19 protein-coding genes are annotated in these 23561 nt (G+C 64.9%); 6 read left to right on the forward strand and 13 right to left on the reverse strand.

The window, feature by feature from the left end; genetic code table 11:
• Nucleotide 1: 1 nt before the first annotated feature.
• The 10 genes from RAD16_RS16705 to RAD16_RS16750 form a co-directional block, all read right to left on the reverse strand.
• Entirely contained in the window at nt 2-1411 is a 1410-nt protein-coding gene (locus RAD16_RS16705) for a cytochrome ubiquinol oxidase subunit I (protein WP_458158984.1), read from the reverse strand.
• Nucleotides 1412-1425: 14 nt separating this feature from the next.
• Entirely contained in the window at nt 1426-2964 is a 1539-nt protein-coding gene (mqo, locus tag RAD16_RS16710; RefSeq protein WP_458158985.1) for a malate dehydrogenase (quinone), read from the reverse strand.
• 42 nt (nt 2965-3006) lie between these two features.
• Nucleotides 3007-3411 carry a hypothetical protein gene (locus RAD16_RS16715; RefSeq protein WP_458158986.1) on the reverse strand — a complete coding sequence of 135 codons (405 nt, stop codon included), beginning with the start codon at nt 3409-3411 and terminating at the stop codon, nt 3007-3009.
• A 14-nt stretch (nt 3412-3425) separates the two neighbouring features.
• Nucleotides 3426-4862, reverse strand: coding sequence for a class II fumarate hydratase (gene fumC / locus RAD16_RS16720; RefSeq protein WP_458158987.1), 1437 nt, complete (start codon nt 4860-4862; stop codon nt 3426-3428).
• A gap of 147 nt (nt 4863-5009) precedes the next feature.
• Nucleotides 5010-5678: a YoaK family protein gene (locus tag RAD16_RS16725; protein ID WP_458158988.1), complete on the reverse strand. Its 669-nt coding sequence runs from the start codon at nt 5676-5678 to the stop codon at nt 5010-5012.
• A gap of 18 nt (nt 5679-5696) precedes the next feature.
• On the reverse strand, nt 5697-6533 hold the full coding sequence (gene fdhD, locus RAD16_RS16730) for a formate dehydrogenase accessory sulfurtransferase FdhD (protein ID WP_458158989.1): 837 nt from the start codon (nt 6531-6533) through the stop codon (nt 5697-5699).
• A 3-nt stretch (nt 6534-6536) separates the two neighbouring features.
• Nucleotides 6537-7136 carry an HdeD family acid-resistance protein gene (locus tag RAD16_RS16735; protein WP_458158990.1) on the reverse strand — a complete coding sequence of 200 codons (600 nt, stop codon included), beginning with the start codon at nt 7134-7136 and terminating at the stop codon, nt 6537-6539.
• Between the two features lie 250 nt (nt 7137-7386).
• Complete coding sequence (locus tag RAD16_RS16740) at nt 7387-7887, reverse strand: Dps family protein (RefSeq protein ID WP_458158991.1); 501 nt, start codon at nt 7885-7887, stop codon at nt 7387-7389.
• Nucleotides 7888-7932: 45 nt separating this feature from the next.
• Nucleotides 7933-8496 (reverse strand): cytochrome b, encoded by a 564-nt coding sequence (locus RAD16_RS16745; protein WP_458158992.1) that lies wholly within the window; start codon nt 8494-8496, stop codon nt 7933-7935.
• Nucleotides 8493-9548, reverse strand: coding sequence for a catalase family peroxidase (locus RAD16_RS16750; protein ID WP_458158993.1), 1056 nt, complete (start codon nt 9546-9548; stop codon nt 8493-8495). The genes RAD16_RS16745 and RAD16_RS16750 overlap by 4 nt, the downstream gene beginning before the upstream one ends.
• 356 nt (nt 9549-9904) lie before the next feature.
• Here RAD16_RS16750 and RAD16_RS16755 point away from each other — a divergent pair, with 356 nt between their 5' ends.
• The gene (locus RAD16_RS16755; protein ID WP_458158994.1) at nt 9905-10786 is read left to right on the forward strand and encodes an SDR family oxidoreductase; all 882 of its coding nucleotides are present in this window, start codon (nt 9905-9907) and stop codon (nt 10784-10786) included.
• A gap of 253 nt (nt 10787-11039) precedes the next feature.
• A complete protein-coding gene (locus RAD16_RS16760) occupies nt 11040-13910 on the forward strand; it encodes an ATP-binding protein (RefSeq protein ID WP_458158995.1) in 2871 nt (956 codons plus the stop codon).
• Between the two features lie 4 nt (nt 13911-13914).
• On the opposite strand, the gene RAD16_RS16765 is transcribed toward RAD16_RS16760, so the two are convergent.
• Together RAD16_RS16765 and RAD16_RS16770 are read right to left on the reverse strand one after the other, a co-directional pair.
• Complete coding sequence (locus RAD16_RS16765; RefSeq protein ID WP_458158996.1) at nt 13915-16767, reverse strand: ATP-binding protein; 2853 nt, start codon at nt 16765-16767, stop codon at nt 13915-13917.
• 113 nt (nt 16768-16880) lie between these two features.
• The gene (locus RAD16_RS16770; RefSeq protein ID WP_458158997.1) at nt 16881-17162 is read right to left on the reverse strand and encodes a hypothetical protein; all 282 of its coding nucleotides are present in this window, start codon (nt 17160-17162) and stop codon (nt 16881-16883) included.
• A 255-nt stretch (nt 17163-17417) separates the two neighbouring features.
• Between RAD16_RS16770 and RAD16_RS16775 the strand changes: the two genes are divergently transcribed.
• The 4 genes from RAD16_RS16775 to RAD16_RS16790 all read left to right on the forward strand — a co-directional run bounded on the left by RAD16_RS16775 (nt 17418) and on the right by RAD16_RS16790 (nt 22829).
• Nucleotides 17418-17672 (forward strand): hypothetical protein, encoded by a 255-nt coding sequence (locus RAD16_RS16775; RefSeq protein ID WP_458158998.1) that lies wholly within the window; start codon nt 17418-17420, stop codon nt 17670-17672.
• A 282-nt stretch (nt 17673-17954) separates the two neighbouring features.
• Entirely contained in the window at nt 17955-19163 is a 1209-nt protein-coding gene (locus RAD16_RS16780) for an ABC transporter substrate-binding protein (protein ID WP_458158999.1), read from the forward strand.
• A 165-nt stretch (nt 19164-19328) separates the two neighbouring features.
• Nucleotides 19329-19556, forward strand: coding sequence for a hypothetical protein (locus RAD16_RS16785; RefSeq protein ID WP_458159000.1), 228 nt, complete (start codon nt 19329-19331; stop codon nt 19554-19556).
• Nucleotides 19557-19931: 375 nt separating this feature from the next.
• Entirely contained in the window at nt 19932-22829 is a 2898-nt protein-coding gene (locus RAD16_RS16790; RefSeq protein WP_458159001.1) for a winged helix-turn-helix domain-containing protein, read from the forward strand.
• A 26-nt stretch (nt 22830-22855) separates the two neighbouring features.
• Here RAD16_RS16790 and RAD16_RS16795 read toward each other — a convergent pair whose 3' ends face one another.
• Entirely contained in the window at nt 22856-23557 is a 702-nt protein-coding gene (locus RAD16_RS16795) for a hypothetical protein (protein ID WP_458159002.1), read from the reverse strand.
• Nucleotides 23558-23561: the final 4 nt, after the last annotated feature.

A 23561-nucleotide genomic window follows, 5' to 3' on the forward strand; every position in this document is an offset into this window, starting at 1 on the left:
TCTATTCTCCCGCTTCGAGATAGCGGTGCGCGGCCGGCACCTGATCGGCGAGCGACATCGGCCGGTTGGGCACGGGGACGTGCAGCGGCTTGCCGCCAAGCCCGGCCGGCCCGGCGCGCAGCAGCCGGTAGATGTAGTAGGTCCCGAACGAGAAAATGAAGGCATAGACCGCGACGAACAGGATCAGCGACACCGTCGCGGCCGACGCGGTCAGGAACGGCGTCACGGCGTCCGCGGTGCGCAGCACGCCGTAGATGGTCCACGGCTGGCGGCCGACCTCCGCGGTGTACCAGCCGGTGAGGATCGCGATCCACGGCAGCGGAAAGCTGAGGAAGATGCCCCACAGCAGCAGGCGGCTGCGCTCGAGCCGATGCTTCAGGCCGAGCCAGCTTCCGAACCAGGCCAGCGCCAGCATCACGAAGCCGCAGCCGACCATGATGCGGAAGGCGAAGAACGGGATCGCCACCGGCGGCCGGTCCTGCGGCGGAAAGCTGGTCAGGCCGACCTCCTTCGACGTCAGGCTCATGCTGCCGATGATGCTCCCGAGCACCGGAATCGAGATCGCGTATTTGTTCGATTCAGTCGTGGAATCGGGAATCGCGATCAGCACCTCCGAAGCGGGCTGCTCGTCATGCCAACGCGCCTCGATCGCGGCGAACTTGGCCGGCTGGAAGTCGTGAACGTAGTCGCCGACGAGATGTCCGATGAAGAGCTGGACCGGCAGCAGCACCGCCGCGAGCGCAAGACCCATCCGCAGCATCACACGGGCCTCGGCGCGATAGGTTCGCCGCAGCAGATACCACGCGCCGGTCGCCGCCACGCAGAACGCGCCGGTGAGATAGGAGGCGAGCAGCATATGCGGAAACCGGACCCAGACCACCCGGTTGAAGATGATCTGCGCCCAGTCATTTGGCACGAACTGGCCGTTCTCCAGGACGTAGCCGGTCGGCACCTGCATCCAGCTGTTGTTGACCATGATCCAGAACGCCGACAGCGTGGTTCCGAGCGCGACCATCGCGGTCGAGAACAGATAGAACCACGGCGGCACCCGGGGCCGGCCGAAGATGAGGATGCCGAAGAAGCCGGCCTCCAGCATGAAGGCGGTGAATGTCTCGTAGGACAGCAGCGGGCCCTGAATCGGGCCCGACATTTTCGAGAGCACGCTCCAGTTCGTTCCGAACTGAAACGCCATCACCACGCCCGAGACGACACCCATGCCGAAGGCGACGCCGAAGATCTTGAGCCAGAACTCGAACAGGGTGCGGTAGACCGGCTTGCCGCTGTACTGGTGCATCGCTTCGAGCACGGTGAGCCAGGCGGCGAGCCCGATCGTGAACGCCGGAAAGATGATGTGGAACGAGATCGTGAAGGCAAATTGCAGCCGCGACAGGAGGAGCGCCGTCGGGTCCATCGGAAATTCCCTTCTCAGGCTCGCTTCGCGGCCGCCGGCGCACGCGCCGCCGGACGCTGGATATCGATGACTTTGAGCACCGCGGCCGTCGCCGAGCGAATCTGCCGGCAGAAATCCGCATCGTCGATCAGCGACACGCCATAGGACGGGATGATCTGCTTCAGCTTCGGCAGCCAGGCACTCGCCGTCAGCTCACCGGCAAAACACTTCTCCAGCACGCTGATGGCGATGAACGCGGCGGTGGAGGCACCCGGCGAGGCACCGAGCAGCGCAACCAGCGAATGGTCGTCCGCGCCGACGAGCTCGGTCCCGAACTCGAGCAGACCGCCGCGCTTGACGTCGGGCTTGATGATCTGGACGCGCTGGCCCGCGACCTGCAGCCGCCAGTCCTTCGGGTCGGCCTGGGGGAAGTATTCGTCGAGCGCGGCGAGCCGGTGCCCCTCGGATTGCAGCACCTGCCCGACCAGATATTCGGTGAGATCGAAGTTATCTCGCGCCACCGACAGCAGCGGCTTGACGTTGGCGGGACGAATGGACTCGAACAGATCCAGCAGCGAGCCGTGCTTCAGGAACTTGCTCGAGAAGCCCGCATAGGGGCCGAACAGCAGCGAGTGCTGGCCGCCGATCACGCGGGTGTCGAGATGCGGCACCGACATCGGCGGGGAGCCGACCGCGGCCTTGCCATACACCTTGGCATGATGACGCTTGTTGATCTCGGGATCGTCGCAGCGCAGCCAGATGCCGCTGACCGGGAAACCGCCATAACCGCGGCCTTGCGGGATGCCGGATTTCTCCAGCAGCGGCAGGGCGCCGCCGCCGGCGCCGATGAAGACGAACTTCGCGCGGACCGACCGCGTCTCGCCGCTCTCGGTGTCACGCACCTCGATCCGCCACTGGCCGCCCTGCTCCCGGTCAAGAGCAGTGACGCAGCTATTGTAGTCGACCGCGCAGCCCGGCTGGCTGACGAGATGACTGACGAGGAGATGCGTCAACGCGCCGTAATCGACGTCGGTGCCGGTGATCATGCGCGTTGCGGCAACAGGCTCGTCGCCGCTCCTGCCGTCCATCACCAGCGGCGCCCAATCGGCAATCTGCTTGGGATCCTCGGTATGCTCCATGCCCTCATAGCAATGATGGGCCGACATCGCCTTGAATCGCTTGCGCAGGAATTCGACGTTCTCCGCGCCATGGACGAAACTCATATGCGGGACCGGATGGATGAACGCCCGCGGATCGGCGATCGCGCCACGGTCGATCAGGTACGACCAGAACTGCCGGGACAGATCGAACTCGACGTTGACCTGAAGCGCCTTGGAGATGTCGACGCTGCCGTCGGGCCGCTGCGGCGTGTAGTTCATCTCGCAGTTTGCCGCATGGCCGGTCCCGGCATTGTTCCAGGCGTCCGAGCTCTCCTGCGCGCAATCCGCGAGGGTCTCGAACATCTGGATCGACAGCGAGGGCTCGAGCTCCCTGAGCAAGACGCCGAGGGTCGCGCTCATGATCCCGGCGCCGATGAGGACGACGTCGGGTTCGCGGTCGGAAGCTGCTGACATGGCTTTGTCCTTCGTTGGGTGTTGCTGTTCCGGATGGCTCGATCAGGCCCGTACCGATTGCCGCGCCTTGGCGCGGAACGGCACCTCTGCTCCCGGCCGCAGGATCACGTAGGCGCGGCGCCAGGACGAATCGTCGGTCAATTTCCAGCTGTGTCCCGAGCCTGCCGTGTCCTCGGCCAGCAGGACGTTACCGGGATGAATCAGAAAGTGATGGCCGTCGCGGGTCTGGAAATCGAGCGTTCCGCTCAGCGTGAGCACGAGCTGCCGGATCGGCGCGGTATGCCATGCGAAAGCCCCGCCCGATTCCGTCTCCTGGAAGGAAACACTGACGGCATCGATCTTGCCGGTCAGGAAATCGCCACGCTGACCCGGCTCCAGCTCGAGGACACCTTCCTCGAAATGCGAGTTGTTGTCCTCTCCGGTCCATAGACGCACACAGCGGATCATGATGTCTCTCCTTTTCAGACGGCCTTGGCGCCGATTTCGAGCGGCACCTTGATCTCGGCAACGTAGGGCTTGACCATCTTGGCGGGATCGACGATGCGGTCGAACTCCGGCTCGGTGACGAAGCCAAGCTTCAGCGCCGCCGATCTCAGCGTGAGATCGTTGTCCATCGCGTAATGCGCGATCCGCGATGCTTTGTCGTAGCCGATCACCGGCGCCAGCGCGGTCACGAGCATCAGCGACCGCTCGACATATTCCTGGATCTTCTTGCGGTTCGGCTCGGTGCCCTCGACCAGGAAGGTGCGGAAATTCGTGCAGCCGTCGGTGAGGATGGTGACGGACTGCGCGATATTGTGGATGATCAGCGGCTTGTAGACGTTCATCTGCAGATAGCCGCCGGCGCCGCCGAGTCCGACGGCGACGTCGTTCGCCATCACCTGCACGGCGATCATCGTCAGCGCCTCGGCCTGCGTCGGATTGACCTTGCCCGGCATGATCGACGAGCCGGGTTCGTTCTCGGGGATCTGCAGCTCGGCGAAGCCCGCGCGCGGACCGCAGGACAACAGGCGGATATCGTTCGCGATCTTGTAGAGCGAGCCGGCAAGCGTGCGCAGCGTGCCGGACAGCTGCACCAGCGCATCGTGCGCGCCTTGCACGGCGAACTTGTTCGGCGCACTGACGAAAGGCAGGCCCGTCAACCGCGCGATCTCGGCAGCGACGGCCTCGGCAAAGCCCGGCGCCGCGTTGATCCCGGTGCCGACGGCGGTGCCGCCCAGCGCGAGGCGGTAGACGCCCTTGAGCGCATCATCGATACGCGCCAGATTGTCGGCAAGCATCACGGCATAGCCGGACCATTCCTGCCCGAGCGTCAGGGGCGTTGCATCCTGCATGTGGGTGCGGCCGATCTTGACGATGTCGTCCCACTGGCTCGATTTTGCTGCGATCGCGTCATGCAGCGCTTCGACGGCGGGAACGAGGCGTTCCGTCACGTTCAACGCGGCCGCGATGTACATTGCCGAGGGGAAGCTGTCGTTCGAGGATTGCGACATGTTGACGTGATCGTTCGGATGGACCGGCAGCTTGCTGCCGAGCGCGGTGCCCGCGAGCTCGCAGCAACGGTTCGAGATCACCTCGTTCACGTTCATGTTGAACTGCGTTCCGCTGCCCGTCATCCAGACGTGAAGGGGAAACATGTCCCGGTGCTGACCGGCGAGAATCTCGTCGCAGACGTGGACGATCAGCTTGTGGACCCTGCCGTCGAGACGGCCGCCGGTGTAATTGGCGTTCGCGGCCGCCTTCTTCAGGATCGCGTAGGACTGGATCATCTCGCGCGGCATCAAATCCCTGCCGATGCTGAAATGCTCGAGCGAGCGCTGGGTTTGCGCACCCCAGAGCTTGTCCGCGGGAACGTTCACCTCACCCAGGCTGTCTGTCTCTTTGCGGAAGTCGATCATCCTTGCCTCTCGTGGCAGTTGGTGTCGCGAGCAATTTTGCGGCGCTGGTGAAAGAGTACGAGCCGTACCGGGCTCACGCTTCCGCGAACGAACGTCCTTTTGCCGAATGGCATGGTGGGCACTTCGACATCCAACGAACGCGCTATGTCAGCGCGAATGACCTGTGTGCCGACAAAACCAAAGAACGCACGCCGACGATGCGATCGGCAAAGCGAGGCTCCACGTTCCCCACCATGTCGTCACGCAGCTGCCGACGGCCGCTCCGAGCAGGAACATCAGGCAGAGCGCAAGCATGGTTCCGACGCCGCGCGCTGCATCAGAATCGGACGCCGCAAAGAGCTGATCGATGGCGCGCAGCATGTTGCCGGTGACAGTGACCGAGAGATACTTCCAGCGCTCGACCTGCCTGAAGCTCGCCGATTGCAACGCGACACCGAAGGAGATGACGGGAATCGTGATTTCATCGGGAACGCGATGGAGCAACAGCATCGCCGTCGCCAGGCAGGTAATCTCCCCGACGAGACAACGCAGCGGCGCCCGCGAGCGGACCGCCACGAGCGATCCCAGCACGAAAGCCGCGAGCGGAAGGAGATGGTGGAGTGCGCGCGACCATTGCCCGGACTGGGCATAGATCCCCAGGAAGACCACATTGCCGGTCTGCGAGCTCGCGAACACGCCGAGCGACAGCCACGTGAAGGCATCGAGGAAACCGCCCGATAGGCTCAGCAGAGAGGCGACCAGCAGCGATCGCTCCGGAACGTCGACCTCGACGCGTGTCTCGGCCAAAGGCTCCGGTGATGCGGCTTGCATCGCCATGTTCGCCGGTCCGCGAGATCAGCAGTCGACGCGTGGCGCGGCCTCTTCAGGCAGCAGGACGCGGCACGGATGCGTGAAGACACCGTATCCGTCGTCGCGGGCGACGGCGAGAAGCGTGATGCCTGCCTCGTTCGCGGTCTGGATGGCGAGCCCGGTCGGCGCGGACACGGCGACGACGACCGGCGCGCCGATCATCGCGGCCTTCTGCACCATCTCCACCGAGACGCGGCTCGTCAGCAACACGGCGCCGTCGCGGGCCGACTTGCCGTCGCGGACGATGGCGCCGGCGAGCTTGTCGAGCGCATTGTGCCGACCGACATCCTCCCTGACCAGGGCAATGCCGGTGCGCGGGCGCCAGAGGGCCGCCGCGTGAACGGACCGCGTCTGTTGATTCAATGTCTGGAGGGGAGAGAGCGCCTGCATGGCGTGCAGCAGGTCCCGCGCGTGAAAGGCAATGCCGGGGCTTTCGACGCGCGACGGCGTGCGGCGCGCCTGTTCGAGGCTCTCGATGCCGCACAGTCCGCACCCCACCGGGCCGCTGATGGCGCGGCGGCGCGCGGCCAGCGTCGCGGCGCGATCGCCGTCGAGCCACATCCGCACTTCCATGCCGAGCTCGTTCGAGATCAGCTCGATGCTCCCGATCTCGCTCGGGCGGTCGATGATCGCCTCGGTGAGGCTGAAGCCGACGCCGAAATCCTCGAGATCGGCCGGCGTCCCCATCATCACGGCATGGGTCGATCCGTTGTAGGTGAGCGCGATGGCGCTCTCCTCGGCAACCAGCCGCGACGTCGAGCTCGTGCGGCCGCCGCGCCAGGCGATCTCCCGGTGCCGCGTGAATGTCGTACCTGTCATCATGGCTCACACCGTCGCCGGCTCGGCCGAATGGCGGGACGCGCGGCTCCGCAGCGCGATTCCGAATGCGATGAAGCCCCAGCCCTGGAAGATCAGGTCGACGACCAGCATCGCACCGAGCAGCCAGAGGCCGATGCGGGGCCAGGCCAAGAACAGAAAGACGCCGACGCAGACCGTCGCGACACCGGCAACCGCGATCCAGCGCCAGCCCGCGGCCGGCCGCATGTGGAAGCCCGCCCAGATGCGCGTCGCGCCGGCGACGAGCAGGAAGGCGCACACCACGAGCGACAATGTGACCGATGCCAGCAGCGGATCGTAGAGGATGACGGCGCCGGCAGCGCCGTAAATGATTCCCGCGAGCAGCCAGAACAGGAAGCCGCGCAGGCCGTGCATCGAAAAGGCGTGCACGATCTGGAAGATCCCGGCGACGGCCATGGTGGCGCCAATGACGAGCACGGAGGCAAGGTTCGCCGCCATCAGATTGGCCGAAGCAATGCCGCCAAGGATCAGCTCACCGGCTCCCAGCGCAACGAACCAGCCCCATTTTCCGGTAATCGCGTGAATGGCTCGTCCGAGCGACGCTTTCGAATTCGACACATCCGTCATGGCTTGGCCCTTGTACGTATGACCGGACTGCCGGTCATGGATGAGGGCAAGCGTACAGAGATCTGCTCGGGGTGATCTTTCGAGGATGCAGCGATATTGTTGCATCCGCACGATACGGACGCAGCGCACAGCTTGGTCGATCAATTCAATGACGATCAGCAGGAAAAAACGAAGGCGAGGATTGTCCTCGCCTTCGCACTGCCGCAGCGATCGGCCGGCTTCGCTTTCCGGCCGCATAACATGCCAGCGCTTACGCGCTCGGGCCGGTCCGGCCGGTCTCGTACAGGAACCAGATCCGCCGCTCGGTCTCGTCGATCCAGTTCTCGAGCAGGCTCGCAGTCGCGACGTCGCTATATTCGTCGCAGAGCTCGTGAACCCGGCGCATCTCCCGCGTCAGCTGCTGATTGTCGCTGCGCAGCTCCGCCAGCATGTCCAGCGGATCGACGTAATCCGCGTCGTTGTCGAGGATGCGCTGCTCGCGCGCGATCTGGCCGATCGAGCGCAGCGTCGTGCCGCCGATCTTGCGGGCCCGCTCGGCAATGTCGTCGGTCATCGCAAAGATCTGCTCGGCCTGCTCGTCGAGCAGGAGATGATAGTCACGGAAGTGACGGCCCGAGACGTGCCAATGGAAGTTCTTGGTCTTCAGATACAGCGCGAAGACGTCAGCCAGCAACGCTCTCAGCGCGGCCGGAACGTCCCGGTTTGCGTTGGCTCCGAGGTCCGTCGGGGTTTGCAGGTCTGCTTTGGTCATGGTCGACATCCTTGTTGGAGGGTGGAAGGGGCGGCGTGTGGAGGCTTATTCGGCGGGCGTCGTGCGGTCGCGCTGCAGAGAGAACGCGATCGTGGCAAACACGCCGTCGCGGCGGATCAAGGCGTGGAACAGCGCGGCCGCCACGTGCAGCAGCACCAGCGCGAAGAACGCGAGGCCAAGATAGACGTGGGCGTTCCACAGCAGCGTGTGCACGCCGTCGCTCTGCGGCAGCAACGCCGGAATTCGAATCCCGCCGTAAAGGACAACCGGATAGGCCGCGGCCCAGAGCATGCCGAGACCGAGCAGCGGCATGACGATCATGAAACCGTAGAGGGCGAGATGCGACAATCGCGCGCCCAGCTTGATCGGCGGCGGAAGATCGGCCGGCAATGGCGGCGCGCCGTAATGAAGCCGCAGCGCCAGCCTGATCAGAACAAGGATCAGCAGCGTGACGCCGAGCGTCTTGTGGATCAGGATCAGCGACAGGTAGGCCGGCGCCACGGTGGACACCATGCCGACGCCGATGAAGAGCATGGCAACGATGCAGGCTGCCATCAGCCAGTGCAGGACGCGCTGGATCGGCGCGAAACGACGAGGCGCGTTGCTCATGGCTTGGCCGCCCCGGTTCGCGGATAGTCGGCGGCTTCGGCTGCGCGCAGATCATAGGACTTGCGGTAGACCGACGAGCGCGCCGCCGGGAAAGGATCGTCCGACACCCGGATGCCCTGCGGCAGCACGGTTGGATCGAAATTGATGTCGCGGCAGGGCCCATCCCGCTCCTGTTCGATCCGCTGCACGACGAGCGTTCCGACCTGCACCGTGCGGCGGGTCTCGGGCCAGGCCTTGCTCGGGTCCGCGGTCGGATCACCGGGATCGGCGACGGTCGTGACCATGGTCCAGCGTTGCGGGCCGGCGGTCCGGACCCGCTCCACGATCTCCTGCTCGAGATAATCCGGACCGCGCTTTTCCAGTTCGGTCTGTGAGATCGGAACGACATCCGCCGCCGGCAGCAGCGACCATCGCACCGCATGCTCGCCGCCCTTCGCATTCGTGAAGATGAAACTGTTGACCCCGTGGTAAGGCTCCTCCGCATAGCTGGCGGTCCAGGGCGCCGTCTTGGCCCAGGTCGCGAACGCCGCGAATTCCGGATTTGCCTGGATGAACGTCTTCATCGCCTCCGGATCCTTCTTGCCGGACGCAATCAGCAGGTCGTGAAACGCCTGCGGCGTGGACACTGCAAAAATCGGCGGATTGATCATCGCCATCCGCCACTCCTCGCCGTCCAGCGCGGTGATCTGCAATCCCAAACCGCGCACGCGGACGGTCGCATCCACCGCGTTGGGATCGGCGGTGCCGAGATTGAAGCGGCCGAGGACTGCATACGCACCGCGCTCGAACATTTTGGCGCGCGACAGTTCCACGCCGCTTCCGTTCGCCTCGAACACGCCGGTGAAGCAGATGCCCTTGGCATGGTTGCGCCGGTGGCCGAGCGGCGCACCGGTCGGAGGCGTCAGTGCCGCGATCATCCGCTCCGGCGTCAGGCGCCCGGGCGAGAGCCAGCCTGCAGTGTATGCGAACGCGGCAGCGCCGCCGCCGAGGACGGCCGCAATCAACACCAGCGACCAGAGCCCCGAGCGCGGCAGCTTGCCTGACTGATTCATCACTTCTCCTTGCAACGCGCGAACCGGCCCGCGACCGGCCACACGGCCGCCCTAACGAACGGCACAAGCGGTTGTAGCCGGCGGCCGCGGCGGCGATCTTCTGAAAGCCCCCGTCATTTTCGCGAAGGCACGCTCGCCCTTGTCCGGTCCGCGGTGCAGCTCGCGGAACCGCCTTCGGGCTTTCTGGAAATTTTTCGTGCGAACTGACAATCACCCGCCTGGCTCGAAAGACCCGACTTGCGCCAGGGACTATGTCAGAGGCTCTTCGCGCAAGGACAGCGATCGATCGCCGACCGATGAACGTGTCGCGACGGCGCCGGCGCCTTTGCGGAAGCTGGAATGCGATTGGGATTCGAATGAGCAAAGTGATCATCGTCACAGGCGCTGCAAACAGCATCGGACGAAGCACCTGCAGGAAACTGGCGCAGGCCGGCCACACGGTCTACGCCTCGATGCGGGAAGCGGATCGCCACGAGGAGCACGGCGTCGAGGAGGCCGGCCAACACGGCATGGATCTCCGAACCATCGCGTTCGACATCGCTTCGGAAGCTTCCGTGAACGCGGCCATCGATACCATCGTCGCCGAGAACAATCGCCTCGATGTGATCGTGCACAATGCCCGGCAGGTCGTCTACGGACCGGCGGAGGCCTTTACGCCGGACCAGCTCGCCGAGCTCTACGACACCAACGTGCTGAGTGCGCAACGGCTCAACCGGGCTGCATTGCCGCAGTTGCGCAAGCAGGGGCAGGGCCTGCTGATATGGGTTTCGTCGAGCAGCGCGCGTGGCGGCTCGGTTCCTTTCCTCGGGACCTATGCTTCGTCAAAGGCTGCCCTGGATGCGCTCGCGCTCGGCTATGCCGGCGAACTCGCGCGCTGGGGCATCGAGACGACCATCCTCGTTCCGAGCGCACTCGGTCCCGGCCACTACATCCGCTCCGGCAGGCCGCTCGACACCATCCGGGCCGAGGAATACGCGGACGGTCCGACCGCCGATTTGAGTGAAATCGTGCTGGCAGGGCTTGCGGAGCTTCCGTCGAAGGACCGAACGCCGCAGGACGTTGCGGCCGCCATCGCCGATATCGTCGATATGCCATTCGGACAGCGGCCGCTACGCGTTCATGTCGGTCCTGATGACGACGGAGCTGCAGCCGTCGACGCCGTCGCCGACAGTGTTCGCGCGGAACTGCTCCGCCGGATCGGATTGGAAGACATCCTCAAGCCCGCATCCATCGGATAGAGGGCTTGCCCCTCAAACACGCCTATGCACGTACGAATGAGCTATTCGCGCAAAGCGTCAGGACCGCACGACTCTCGCGGATATGGAAACCCAGACGAAAGTGATAGGCCCCAATCCTTTACCCGAATAAGGCAGAATGTTACCTTTGAAACGCCACTACGTTCACACGTCTTGGTGTGCTTCCAAGTCATAGAACGTGACGAGTTGTGCGCCGGGTTGATCCCCAAATGGCCCCCGCTGGCAAAGCGACGACATGACGGCTGCCGCCGGTCACTCCGACCAACACGAGTCCGCCCGCGAGATCTTTCTCTTCGGGCCGTTTCGCCTCGACTCCTCGCAGCGGCGGATTGAAAGAGACGGCAGCCCGCTCCAATTGTCCGGTCGCGCGTTCGATCTCCTGCTCGCACTGGTGCGGCAGGCCGGCAACGTCGTCAGCAAGACGGACCTGATCGCCAGGACGTGGCCGGGCGCCGATGTCGAGGAGAACAGCCTGCGCGTCCACATCGCTGCACTCCGCAAGGCGCTTGGCGACGGCAACGACGGCAACAGATATCTGAGTACGGTCTCCGGGCAAGGCTATTGCTTCGTCGCGGCAGTCTCGCGTCCGGATCAGCGGCCGCATGCACCGGCAAACCCCGCTTACGTCCACAATCTGCCGGCGCATCCCCGGCAGATGGTCGGACGCGAGCAAGCCGTCCAGGAGATCTCGGAAAAGCTGAGAGCCCAACGCTTCGTCACCATCGTCGGCCCGGGCGGCATCGGCAAGACCACGATCGTCGTGTCCGCGGGCCACGCTCTGCTCGCGGAGTTCGCCGGTCACGTTCACTTTGTCGGTCTCGGCGAGACGGACGACGCCGCTCTGGTGCCGGCGATCGTCGCATCTTCCCTCGGGCTGCAGACGCGATCGAACGATCCCACCGATAGCCTCGCGACATTCCTGCGCGACAGGCGCATGCTGCTCATTCTGGACTGCTGCGAGCATGTCATCGAAGCCGCCGCGACGCTGGCGGAACGGCTCTACCAGGCGGCGCCTGAGCTGCGTATCCTCGCCACGAGCCGGGAATTGCTGCGCGTCGAAGGCGAGTTCACATACCGTCTCCCGCCGCTGCCGAGCCCACCGGAGGAAGTCGTCCTCACAGCCGCGAACGCCCTCGCCTACCCCTCCGTCAGACTCTTCGTGGAACGGGCGACTGCGGGAGGCGAATTCGCGCTGACGGATGCGAACGCCTCTGATGTCGGCAACCTCTGCCGCCGGCTCGACGGCATTCCGCTCGCCATCGAGCTCACCGCCGGCCATGTCGGCGCATATGGCGCGAGAGCGATGCTCCAGCTCCTCGACCAGCACCTCAACCTGCTGTGGGAGGGACGCCGCACCGCGCTACCCCGGCACCGGACGCTGCGCGCCACCATCGAATGGAGCTACAATCTCCTGTCCGAGCCGGAACGCGTGGTCCTCGGCCGGTTGTCGGTGTTCGTCGGCAGCACGACCCTGGACGCCGCCAGGTCGATTGCCGCGGACACGGAGGACGACGACGCGATCCTGGCGATCATCGACAGCCTCGTCGCCAAGTCGATGCTGGCACTGAACACCGGCTCGATGCCGACCCGCTACCGCCTTGCGGACTCGACCCGGGCATATGCGCAGGAGAAACTTGCCGCCAGCGGCGATTCCGACGCGATCTCGCGACGTCATGCCCGCTACTTTCTCGGTCTCCTCGAGAAAACCGGCGACGGATCGGACCGGGACCTTTCGGCGGCCACCGACGAATTCGGCAACATCCGGGCCGCGCTGACCTGGTGCTTCTCGGATCAGGGCGACCGCAATCTCGGCGTGGCCCTCGCTGCAGCGTCGATCCCGCTGTTCTTCAAGCTGTCGCTCTTGGCGGAGTGCGAACTCTGGGTCACCCGCGCCATCGACGCCCTCGACGAGACGACTGGGAGTATCAGGCACGCACTCACGCTTCATACCGCGCTGGGGGCCGCCCGCGTGCTCACGGGACAGCTCGATGAGCTGGCTGGCAATCACCTCAACCGGGCGCTCGAGCTGACGGAAAAGATCGGCGACATCGCCGGGCAAATCCGTCTGATCGATCAGTTGCATCTGCTGCAAGTGTTCGCCGGCAAGTACGATGACTCATTGGACATCGCCCAACGCGGCGAAGCCATTGCGCTCGCGAGCAACGATTCCCTTGCGGTGGCGCGGATGCAACTGTTGCTCGGCATCTCCTGCCAGTATCTCGGCAAGTTTGTCGCCTCGCGCTCCTACATCGAAGCGGCGCTGCTCCAACCGGGCCTGGAGCGAGAGGTCCAGGGCCGGCTCACGCTCGAATATCCCGGGCGCGCGCAGATCAGCCTTGCCCGCGTCCTCTGGCTGCAGGGCTATCCCGATCGGGCGGCGCAGATGGTGCGCCGGGCCATCTCGGACGTCATCGCGGCGAACCACCCGGTCATGTTCTGCCGCGCGCTGCCATGGGCATTCGACGTCTTCTTCTGGAATGGCGACACGGAGGATTGCGAAGACCATATCGACAGGTTCATCGCGGAAGCGCGAAGGCACAACCTCTCCATCCTCCAGATGGTCGGCGAAGCCATGAAAGGGATTACGCTGGTGGCCCGGAACGAAACCGGCGCCGGGCTCGTCATGCTCAGAGACGCGATCGAGAAGCTCCAGAGCCAGGGCCTCGGCGCGGTCGCAGGGCTTCGCATGCCCCTCGCCGAGGCCCTGGCCGCGGCGGGTCACAGCGACCAGGCGCTGGACACGATCGATCTGGCGATTGCCCAGGCCCGGCACCGCAACTTCATGATAGACATGCCCGACATGTTGCGGGCGAGAGCGGAAGTGCTGATGCAGCAGGACGATCCCGATCTTGCGCAGGCGGAGCTGAGCTTCGTACGGGCGCTCGATCTCGCCGGCCAGCAGGGCGCGCTGGGCTATGAGCTTCGCGCGGCGCTCGGGCTTGCGCGACTGTGGCAGGGCTGCGGTCGCCGCCAGGAGGCGCACGACATGCTGGCCTCCGTCTATCGACGATTTACCGAGGGATTCCAGACGCGCAGTCTCAGGACGGCCAGGGACTTGCTTGACGAGCTGAGCCCTCCACGCGCGTGCGCGTTTGCCGCCCAATGACCACTTACGATCCAAGCTTCGCCATCATTGCGCGCGCGTCGCGGAGATCCGCAGTCTCAAAGCCTTCGGTGAACTTGGCGTAAGCGGACGCGAGGATATCGCGCGCATCGGCCGCATGTCCTTCGCTCATCCTCAATCGTGCCACGCTGATCGCGGCCCTCAGCTCCCAGAACAATGCGCCCTGGCTTCGTGCCACCTCGAACGCCTTGTCGAAGGCTTGGGCGGCAGCGATCGTCGAGCGATGCGCACCGGGAAGCAGCAGCAATTCGCCCCTGATGCGCCAGAGCTCGGCGACGTACCACCCTTCATCCCTCGCCTCGCATCGTGCGAGCGCCTCGTCGGCGGTCGCAAGCCCTTGCGAGACCTCGCCGGCCTCGCCGAGACATATCGCGAGCTCGCCGAGGGGAAGCAGGAAACGCGGCAGGAAACGCGCCTCGCCTGCGAGATCGAACGCCTTGCGCAGCAGGGGCAATCCGGTCGCGAGGTCGCCGCGACGCGCGATCAACAGGCCCCTGAAGGCGCGCGCCCACAGATTCCACAGGCGGATCGGGTGACGCTCGGTGTGCTCGAGCAGCATCGTGCAATAGCGCTCGGTCGCGTCGAGATCGCCGGCCAGGAAAGCAACCGGGCAGGCGCCCTGGCCGAGGACGCTGCAGAACGTGAGTGCATGACCACTGCTCCGGCCCTCCTCGACGTTGTGATCGACGACGCTCAGCGCCTGATCCCCAAGGCCGAGCAACCACAGGATCCGCGCCTGGAAGTAGCGCGCCGAGGCCCGCAGGTCGAACCGGAAACGGATCACCTGCGGCTTCGCCGCCAGATCGGAGAGACGCGACAAGGTTCGCTCGATATGATGATGCGCTAGCCGCTGGTCGCCGCGATAGTGCAGCGTCGTTGCGAGCAGCCGGTCGGCCATCATCCGGTCGACGGGGTTGACGGAATCGGCCACAACCTCCGCGAAACGATGCGCGAATTCGAGTGCCTTGCGAAATTCGCCGTTGTTGAACTGATCGATGCAGAGTCCCCAAAGCGCGCGCAACAGGTAATCCCTGTCGCCGAGCTGTTCGGCAAGCTGCAGGGTCTCGGCCCAGGCGGGACCCGCCTCGCGGACCCTGCCAACACCGTACATCAGCGACCAGCCGCGTGCGGCCGACAGCTGCATACGAAGCCGCGGCGCGTTCGCGGACGCCGGATCGAGACGCGCCAAAGCGAGCTCGGTCCGCTCGCGGCATTCGGTGAGGAGCGACAATTGCACCCATAGCGGGACCGCAGCCGCCGTCAATGCCGCGCCGACCTGCGCGTCTCCGCCGGACGAGAAGGCCCAATCGAGACTCGTGCGCGTGTTGTCGATGTGGCGGCCATAGATGGCGAGCCACTCGACCTGCGGCCTCACCTCGCTGTCGGCTTCTGCGTTGGCAAAGAACCCGGTGTAGTACTTCGCCTGCCGGCGGGCGGCGCCCGGAAATTCTCCGCCGGCATGCAGCTTCTCCAACGCGTAGGCCCGCGTCGTATCCAGCAAGCGATAATGCGGGCTGTCGCCGCGGATGTCCGCGAGGACAAGCGACTTCGCCACCAGCCTGGCGAGCTGGCCGGTCACATCGCCGAAGCCGTCGCCGGCAACCGCGATCACGGCATCGAGCTGGAATTCGCCGGCGAATATGCCGAGCTGCCTGAGCAGCCACGCCTCGTCGTCCGGCAGCAGGTCATAGCTCCAGTCGAGCGTTGCGCGAAGCGTCTGCTGCCTCGGCAAGGCGGTGCGCCGGCCGGTCGTCAGGAATTTGAACCGGTCGTCGAGCAGCGCCGCGATCTTCGGCGGGCTGAGCATGACGGCGCGCGCCGCCGCAAACTCGATCGCAAGCGGAATGCCGTCGAGCCGGCGACAGATCGCCGCAATGGCGACGATGTTCTCCTCGTCGGGCGCAAAGCTCGCCCCCAGCGCCTTCGCTCGGCGCGTGAACAATTCCACTGCGCTGTACGCGGACGCGCCGGCGGGCTCGTGCCATGCTTCGGGCGGCACACCCAAAGGGGGCACGCGGTAGACGTGCTCCCCCTCGATGCGCAGCGCCTCGCGGCTCGTCGCGACGATGATCGTTCCCGAACAGCGGCTGACGATCAGCTCCGCCACCTGGGCCACGGCATCGATGACATGTTCGCAATTGTCGAGAATGAGCAGCAATTGGCGCGCGCCGATCGCACGGGCGATAGCATCCGGTGAAATCTCCTCACCTTCGAGCTTGGTGCCGAGCACGCCGGCGATGACCGAGCAGACGAGCTTGGGATCGGACAGCGAGGCCAGCTCGACGAGCAGTCGATCCGCCGCAAACCCGGGCGGTGGCGTTCGGGCGGCCTCGAGCGCCAGCGCCGTCTTTCCGATGCCGCCGGGCCCGACCAGGCTGACCACCCGATAGGCCGACAGCAGCCGCCACAAATGCGCGATCGCGGTGGTCCGGCCGATCAGATCGAATGAGGCGCTGGGAATGTTGATCGACGGCGGCAGCCCGGCTGCGGCAGATTGTAGCGGCGCATCCGTGTGCCGGATCCGCCACGCGCCGAGCAAACGATAGCCTCGGCCAACGGTGGTCGACAGCATGTCGCGGTCAGGACCAAGCGCCTTGCGGATCGCCGCGATATGCACGCGAAGTGCACTTTCCTCGACAAAGACGCCCCGCCAGACCCGCTCCGTCAGGTCGTTCTTGGTGACGAGCTGACCCTGCGCCTGAACCAATTCCGCAAGAATGTCAAAGGCTCGTCCGCCCAGCGGCACAAGCTCTCCGCTCGCGCGCAATTCGCGTCTCGCAAGATCGATTTCCCATTCCGCGCAAATGTAGACGGGACGCTGGCCTGGCTCAGCCATCATTGGGACTGCCCCAAGCGGTGTCATCATTTTATGCTCAGCTTACCACCAACCCTTTCGAAAGACAGAGGTCGCCCGGCGGCGCCGCCGGTCTCCGTCCCGTAAATGCGCGCTGTTCAGCAGCCGCGGCAGATCGACCCTTCCAGCATCTTCTCGAGTCGGGCGTCGTCCTTGTCGATGGTCTGGTCCGTGCCCAGCAACGGCCCCTTCATCGCGTGACCACCATCATCCGACGACGGAAGCGCGGTGCCCAGCGAGTTCGTTCCGGGCGCGGCGGCGCTCGTGCCGAACGTGCCGCCGCTCCCCATCGACATATGCGATCCCATGCCGCCGCGGGCTGACGCAGTCCCCGAGAGCGCGACACAGGCGCCGACGAAAATCACAGCAAACAATCTCATGGCTCACACTCCATATGTTTTCAAACGATCTGCCCCCAGAAACCGGCACCGGGCACGTTTGACCATGCACAATCGCGCGAGGATTCTGACAACGAAGACAGACTCTTCTCGCAGGAGTGATGCGCGTTCGCCGGGGATTTCCTCAGCGACGACCTACATAAGGATCATCAAGAACAATTTTTTGGAAACGCCATCAGCCGAGCAGCGATCGTCGCCAAGCGTCTCTCCGCACACGACAAGCAATGGAGAATCGCTATGAGTGCATTCAAGATTCTGATCGCTGCGGCACTGCTCTCAGCGGCAACGATATCGTCCGCATCCGCAGCCTGGTCCTTTGCCGATCAGGAGCCGGCCGCCTTCGCATCGATGTACCCCGATCGTGACGTGCTGAATGGCGGCGCGTTGACGCCCGCCGGGCGAATGGGCCTCGAGCGGCCCGGCGGCGCTGCGCCCGTATTTCCCGCCGGGCATTTTTATGGCCAGCACTGGCGTCAATGGTATCGCAAGTGAGCATCACGCGGCCTGCCGCAGATGATGTTGTCCATCATCCGGGAGTGCGACCGCGCATACGGCGCACCCTGGCGGACTTGCCGGCGAGGTCGAGCCCCCGAGACCGATGGCCCGACACTGCAAAACTTAACAGTTCTTCAGCATCCGTAACCGGGCTTGCGACACTGACCACGCTATAGTCGGCGTGTGCGAAAATCGGCAGCGCCATGGAGGCATCGCTTGATCACGGACCGAAATGGTCACTCGATTTCGGGCGCCGCGCGGCGCCTGGGAAAACTCGTCATGTCCTGGGTCATGCTTGCGGTCGGCAGCGTCGATGCTTCCGCGGAGCCGCGGTACGATCCCGGCGCGAGCGACACCGAGATCCGGATCGGCAACATCATGCCCTATAGCGGCCCGGCGTCGGCCTTCGGCATCATCGGCAGGACCATGGGCGCATATTTCCGCATGATCAACGACAATGGCGGAATCAACGGCCGGAAGATCAATTTCATCTCGTATGACGATGCCTACAGCCCGCCCCGGGCGATCGAGCATGCACGACGGCTGGTCGAGGGCGACGAAGTGCTCGCGATCTTCGCGCCGTTCGGCACCGCCAGCAACGCCGCGATTCAGAGTTACATGAATCACCGGCACGTACCGCAATTGTTCGTCGTCAGCGGAGCGTCCCGCTGGGCCGATCCCGAGCACTTTCCGTGGACCATCGGCTGGCAGCCGAGCTACCGAACCGAGGCACGCATCTATGCGGATTACATTCTGAGGCATCATCCAGGTGCCAGGATCGGCATCCTCCACCAGAACGACGATTTCGGGCGCGACTATCTCGAGGGGCTGAAGGACGTCCTGCAGGACAAGTACGCGCAAATGGTGATCGCCAGCCTGCCATATGACGTCAGCGAGCCGACGATCGAGTCGCAGATTGTCACGATCAAGACCGCCGCACCCGACATCTTCATCAACATCGCCACGCCCAAATTCGCCGCCCAGGCGATCAGGAAGCTCGCCGAGCTGGACTGGCATCCCGTCCACATCATGACGAACATCTCGGTCTCGGTCGGCGCCGTGCTGAAGCCGGCCGGACTGGGCAATGCGACGGGGATTCTCAGCGCCGGCTACCAGATGGACGTGACCGACCCGCAATGGGACAGTCACCCGGGCATGCAGCACTTTCGCGCGTTCATGGCGAAATATTACCCGGACGCGGACCGATCGGAGAGCGGACCGCTGCTGGCCTTCAACATGTCGCGCGCCCTGGTCGAGGTGATCAGGCGCTGCGGCGACGAACTGACGCGCGAGAGAATGATGCGCATTGCCACGGATCTCGATCTCGAAATCGACGGCTACATTCCCGGCGTTCGAATCAAGACGTCGCCAACCGACTTTCATCCGATCGAGCAGCTTCAGATGATGCGCTTCACCGGCGCGAAGTGGGAATGGTTCGGTCCGCTGCTGGATGGGCGCGCGGACCGCGCGTTGCCTTCGCCCGACTAGCACGCGAAGCGCCGCCCCGCCGATGCTGGAATCAGCGCACCACAACGGCTTCGTGCAAAGACGAAAATGATCGTTCGATCGACACTGCGGATCCGGCACACGCGTACGCATGTCTTGCGAGCGGGCCGAGGCGTTCCCGGCATCGCTTTCTCAAGGAGACGTTCGATGACTACACTGAAGCTCTTGTCGGCCGGATTCGTGGTCGCAGCCATGATTGCCTCTCCCGCGATGGCCCGCGAAGGCAGCGCGAAGCGCAACAACGTCGACGCCTATGCGTCGGCTCAGCGCATTCCGGTCAGCTCCAAGCGTAGCTGCGCCCGTGCGCCCGACGTCGGCGCATACGCAACCGCCCCCTGGCGCCGGCCGCCCTGCGAGCCCGCGTCCGGCTATTGATCTCGCGGACCGGAGCAAGTCCGGTGAATGAAGGACGGCGGCTCTCGATCGGGCCGCCGTTCTTGCGACGGGTGCATACCTGTCGGAAGCAATTGCGCTCCGAAGCACCAGCGAGCGACACTCCGTCCGATCGTGTCTCCCATTGTGACACATCCGCGACCGCCGTCACGAATTCGTGTATCGAACATCAACGCAGCGAATGCCAGCATTTGCGACGAGCCGGCCGCCGGCTAGCGGCGGGCCTCTTGACACACGAACGCCCCTCTACGACACCGGAGCGCATTCACGCTTTCAACTCTTTTGAGGGTTGGTGATCTCAGGGGCGGGCTCGTGATCTCCCGGGATCACGGCACTCATGTTGATGCACGGACCCCTATGTCGCCGCCGATCGATCGCACTTATTCCTTCGGACGTTGGCTGATCGATTGCCAACGTAGAGAGCTGCGATACGACAACACCACGGTGCCGATCGGAAGCCGCGCATTCGAGATTCTCGAGAAGCTGGTGGGCTCTGCGGGTCTCCTGGTCACCAAGGACGATTTGATCGGGAGCATCTGGTCGGGCCTGACCGTCGAAGACAACACGCTTCAGGTGCATATATCGGCGGTCCGGAAGGCACTGGGCGAGGATCGCAATCTCCTCAAGACGGTTTCGGGGCGCGGCTATACGCTCGCCGGAGCTTGGCGCCGCGGGCTGTTGGATCACCCTGCGGCCGCGCCTGTTACGGTGCCGGCTGATGCCGCCTTTTCCAGCAACTTGCCGAGCTTCCGCGCGCCTCTGATCGGTCGGGAGGATTGCCTCAGCCAGTTGGCCGAATTGCTGTCCGCATATCGGGCCGTGACCCTCGTCGGCCCCGGCGGCATCGGAAAGACCAAGCTGGCGATCGAGCTCGCACGTAGCGCCGCGTCCTCGTTCAACGATTCCGTGGCGCTGGTCGAGCTCGCGACCCTGCAGGATGCGGCACTGGCAGCATCGGCATGCGCCCGGGCCCTGGGACTCGCCTCGAATGACAAGGACGTGTCGGCCGCAAGCATAGCGCAGGCCATCGGGGCACGCCGCCTGCTGCTCGTCCTGGACAATTGCGAGCATGTGATCGAAGCCGCCGCGCAGATCGCGAGTGCCGTGCTTCGCTATTGTCCGAACGTCACCGTGCTTGCGACCAGCCGCGAAGGCCTCCGCATCGACGGCGAATATGTTGCGGCCATTCCGACGCTGTCGGTCCCTGGTCCCGACATGCACGATCCCGATCTGCTGCTGCGGGAAAGCGCCGTGGAGCTGTTCGTCACGCGAACGCGGGCGTTGCGAACGAACTTCGTCGCAGGCGCCGCGGAGCTTCAGAAGATAGCCGGCATCTGCCGTCGCCTCGACGGCATTCCGCTCGCATTGGAATTTGCCGCGGCCCGCGCCGCCAATCTCGGCGTGGACACCGTTCTGCTGCGCCTCGACAAACGCTTCGAGCTCCTGAGCGGCGGCAGGCGAGACCAGTTGCCGCGACACCAGACCCTGCGAGCGACCCTGGACTGGAGCTACGATCTCTTGGCCCCGGCAGAGCAGGACCTGCTGTGCCGGCTTGCGGTGTTTCCGGCCGGCTTCACGCTCGATGCGGCCATCGCGATGATGGACGACACCTTGTCGCGGTCGGACGTCATCGAGACCCTGTTCAATCTGGTTGGGAAATCGCTGGTGTCACTCGATCCCTCCTTCGAGGGGCGATGGCGCCTGTTGGAGAGCACCCGTGCCTATGCCCTGGAGAAGCTGGCGGAGGCAGGCCTCGTCGCGCAGGCTGCGAGACGGCATGCAGGCTTTCTCAAGGACATCATCGCGCCGCTCGGCGATAGCTCTCCCGCTCCCGACGACATCTCTCGCTTCGCCCAGGAGATCGGAAACGTGCATGCCGCGCTCGATTGGGCGTTCTCGCCCGATGGCGATACCGCGCTTGGCATCGAGCTGACGGCCGGCTTCGTTCCGGTCTGGATGCAATTGCTGTCCTTCGTGGAATGCTCGACGCGGATCGAGCGCGCGCTCGCGCATTTCAGTCCCGAGTTCACCTGCGTTCCAAAACTCAAGGCGCAGCTCTATGTCGCCCTCGGGTTCGCACTTCTGAACACCACGGGATCGGCCGATCGCATGAAGGCGGCGCTGAGCATCGGTCTCGCCCTCGCCGAGGACCTGTCCGACCTCGAGCTTCAGCTCAAGGCGGTCTGGACGTTGTGGAGCTACAATCTCAATTCGGGCCAATACGCCGCAGCCAGGGAGGTCGGCGAACGCTATCTCGCGATCGCACTGCGCACCGGAAGCGCCGCAAACGAAACGGTGGGCCGTCGGCTGATCGGCGCCGCCACCCATTTCTTCGGCGCGCAGGAGGATGCACAGCGCGAACTGACCCTGTCGCTGGACCATGCGGCTCACGGATTGGACGGCGGCGCGAACCAGATGTGGTTCCTGCTGAACCAGAGCGTTCTGGCCAAGGCCATGCTCGCGCGCGTCCTGCTGCTGCAGGGCAAGGTCGCCCAGAGCAGATCTCTGGCCGCCGAGTGCCTCCAGGAGGCCCAGCGCGAGAAGGACAAGCTTGCGATCGCCTACGCATTGCGGAATGCGGTCTGCCCGATCGCGCTGATGACGCATGATCTCGCCGCCGCCGATCAGGCGATATCCTGTCTGGTCGAGCTCGTGACACGCGAGGGAATAGCCTTCTGGACCAGCTGGACGTGCTGCCTGAAAGGGCAATTGCTGGTTCTGCAAGGCGAGCACCGCGACGGCATAGCGCTGCTGCGCAGCGGCCTGAAAGCGCGGACCGAGAACGGATGGCTGATGCGCAATCCCGAATTTCTCGGATCGCTCGCCGAAGGCCTGCTCGCGAGCGGCGTGCCTGCGCAGGCTTTGGCTGCGGTTGAAGAGGCCTTGTCGATGTCGCGGCAAGGCCGGCAATTGTGGTGCCTTGCGGACCTGTTGCGCATCAAGGGTGAAGCTCTGCTGGCCAATGACCCATCCGATCCGTCGCGATCCGAATTGCTGTTCGCCGAGGGACTGTCCGTCGCCAGAGAGCAGCAATGCCGCTTCTACGAGCTGAAGGTTGCGGCGGCGTGGGCCAGGATCATGGCGGGATCGAACCGTGCGCAGACCGCGCTTGAGCTCGTCGGCCCGGTCAGTGCGATGTTCGATCAGGAGATCGATCTTCCCGCACTCGCCTTTGCCCGCGCCCTGGCTGAAATACCGGGCATCTCGCTGTCGGGATGCGACGGCGAGCGGCCCGCGTCCTGCACCTGCCACTGATGATGCGGCGGCCTTGCTGCTTCGCCTCAGCATCCCGGCGGCAGGATCGGCGACACGCCGGGCGTTGGCGCGGCGCCTGAGGCGTTGGCCGGCGTCACCGTCGCAGGCGCGGCCAGATTCATCGAGACGCCTTCCATGCAAGCCGAGCTGTTCGGGCTGGGCACAACGGCGGCATTGGGATCGATGCCTGTGCCGCCGGCGCCGCTGGCGTCCGCCTCGATCGTGCCGGGCGCGGGAGTTGCCTGCACCTGTGGAATCGAAAGCGGCAGAGTCGCTGCACTCGTCACCTCACCTCCCGGCGTCGAGCTGCATGCGACGGATGTAGCTGTACCTGCAGGCGCAATTGCCGAGATTGTCCCGATGGAGCTGCCGTTCTGTCCCGTCACCGGCAGGAGCGGTGCCGCAATGCTCGATGTCGAAACGCCCGTGGGCGATACGGTCGGAGTCGCCGGCACCGGCGTGGGCGATGACGACGGCGGCGCGCACACGACCACCGTGCCCGGCGTCGTCGGATCGGACGCGAGTGGGACAGGCGCGAGCGTCGTATCGGGAGCGCCCGACACGGTGCTCGCGGAAAACGGCCCCGGACTGTTGAGCGGCGAGATCACGATCGCGCCCGGCACCGTCGGCAGATCCATGGCCGTGCTGCCGGTCGTTGCGACCTGTGCCTCGAGAGGCGCGCCGCCGAGCAACAGAGCCATCGCCATTGCGAACACGATGCGCATCATCTTT

The organism is Bradyrhizobium sp. 18BD (genome assembly GCF_054185225.1).

Coding starts and splice junctions, on each gene's coding strand:
- RAD16_RS16735 (WP_458158990.1), bottom strand. CDS start 7,136: ATGACGGATGTGTCGAATTCGAAAGCGTCGCTCGGACGAGCCATTCAC.
- RAD16_RS16745 (WP_458158992.1), bottom strand. CDS start 8,496: ATGAGCAACGCGCCTCGTCGTTTCGCGCCGATCCAGCGCGTCCTGCAC.
- RAD16_RS16715 (WP_458158986.1), bottom strand. CDS start 3,411: ATGATCCGCTGTGTGCGTCTATGGACCGGAGAGGACAACAACTCGCAT.
- RAD16_RS16775 (WP_458158998.1), top strand. CDS start 17,418: ATGAGTGCATTCAAGATTCTGATCGCTGCGGCACTGCTCTCAGCGGCA.
- RAD16_RS16760 (WP_458158995.1), top strand. CDS start 11,040: ATGACGGCTGCCGCCGGTCACTCCGACCAACACGAGTCCGCCCGCGAG.
- RAD16_RS16705 (WP_458158984.1), bottom strand. CDS start 1,411: ATGGACCCGACGGCGCTCCTCCTGTCGCGGCTGCAATTTGCCTTCACG.
- mqo (WP_458158985.1), bottom strand. CDS start 2,964: ATGTCAGCAGCTTCCGACCGCGAACCCGACGTCGTCCTCATCGGCGCC.
- RAD16_RS16740 (WP_458158991.1), bottom strand. CDS start 7,887: ATGACCAAAGCAGACCTGCAAACCCCGACGGACCTCGGAGCCAACGCA.
- fdhD (WP_458158989.1), bottom strand. CDS start 6,533: ATGATGACAGGTACGACATTCACGCGGCACCGGGAGATCGCCTGGCGC.
- RAD16_RS16785 (WP_458159000.1), top strand. CDS start 19,329: ATGACTACACTGAAGCTCTTGTCGGCCGGATTCGTGGTCGCAGCCATG.
- RAD16_RS16725 (WP_458158988.1), bottom strand. CDS start 5,678: ATGGCGATGCAAGCCGCATCACCGGAGCCTTTGGCCGAGACACGCGTC.
- RAD16_RS16780 (WP_458158999.1), top strand. CDS start 17,955: ATGTCCTGGGTCATGCTTGCGGTCGGCAGCGTCGATGCTTCCGCGGAG.
- RAD16_RS16765 (WP_458158996.1), bottom strand. CDS start 16,767: ATGATGGCTGAGCCAGGCCAGCGTCCCGTCTACATTTGCGCGGAATGG.
- RAD16_RS16755 (WP_458158994.1), top strand. CDS start 9,905: ATGAGCAAAGTGATCATCGTCACAGGCGCTGCAAACAGCATCGGACGA.
- RAD16_RS16790 (WP_458159001.1), top strand. CDS start 19,932: ATGTCGCCGCCGATCGATCGCACTTATTCCTTCGGACGTTGGCTGATC.
- RAD16_RS16770 (WP_458158997.1), bottom strand. CDS start 17,162: ATGAGATTGTTTGCTGTGATTTTCGTCGGCGCCTGTGTCGCGCTCTCG.
- fumC (WP_458158987.1), bottom strand. CDS start 4,862: ATGATCGACTTCCGCAAAGAGACAGACAGCCTGGGTGAGGTGAACGTT.
- RAD16_RS16795 (WP_458159002.1), bottom strand. CDS start 23,557: ATGATGCGCATCGTGTTCGCAATGGCGATGGCTCTGTTGCTCGGCGGC.
- RAD16_RS16750 (WP_458158993.1), bottom strand. CDS start 9,548: ATGAATCAGTCAGGCAAGCTGCCGCGCTCGGGGCTCTGGTCGCTGGTG.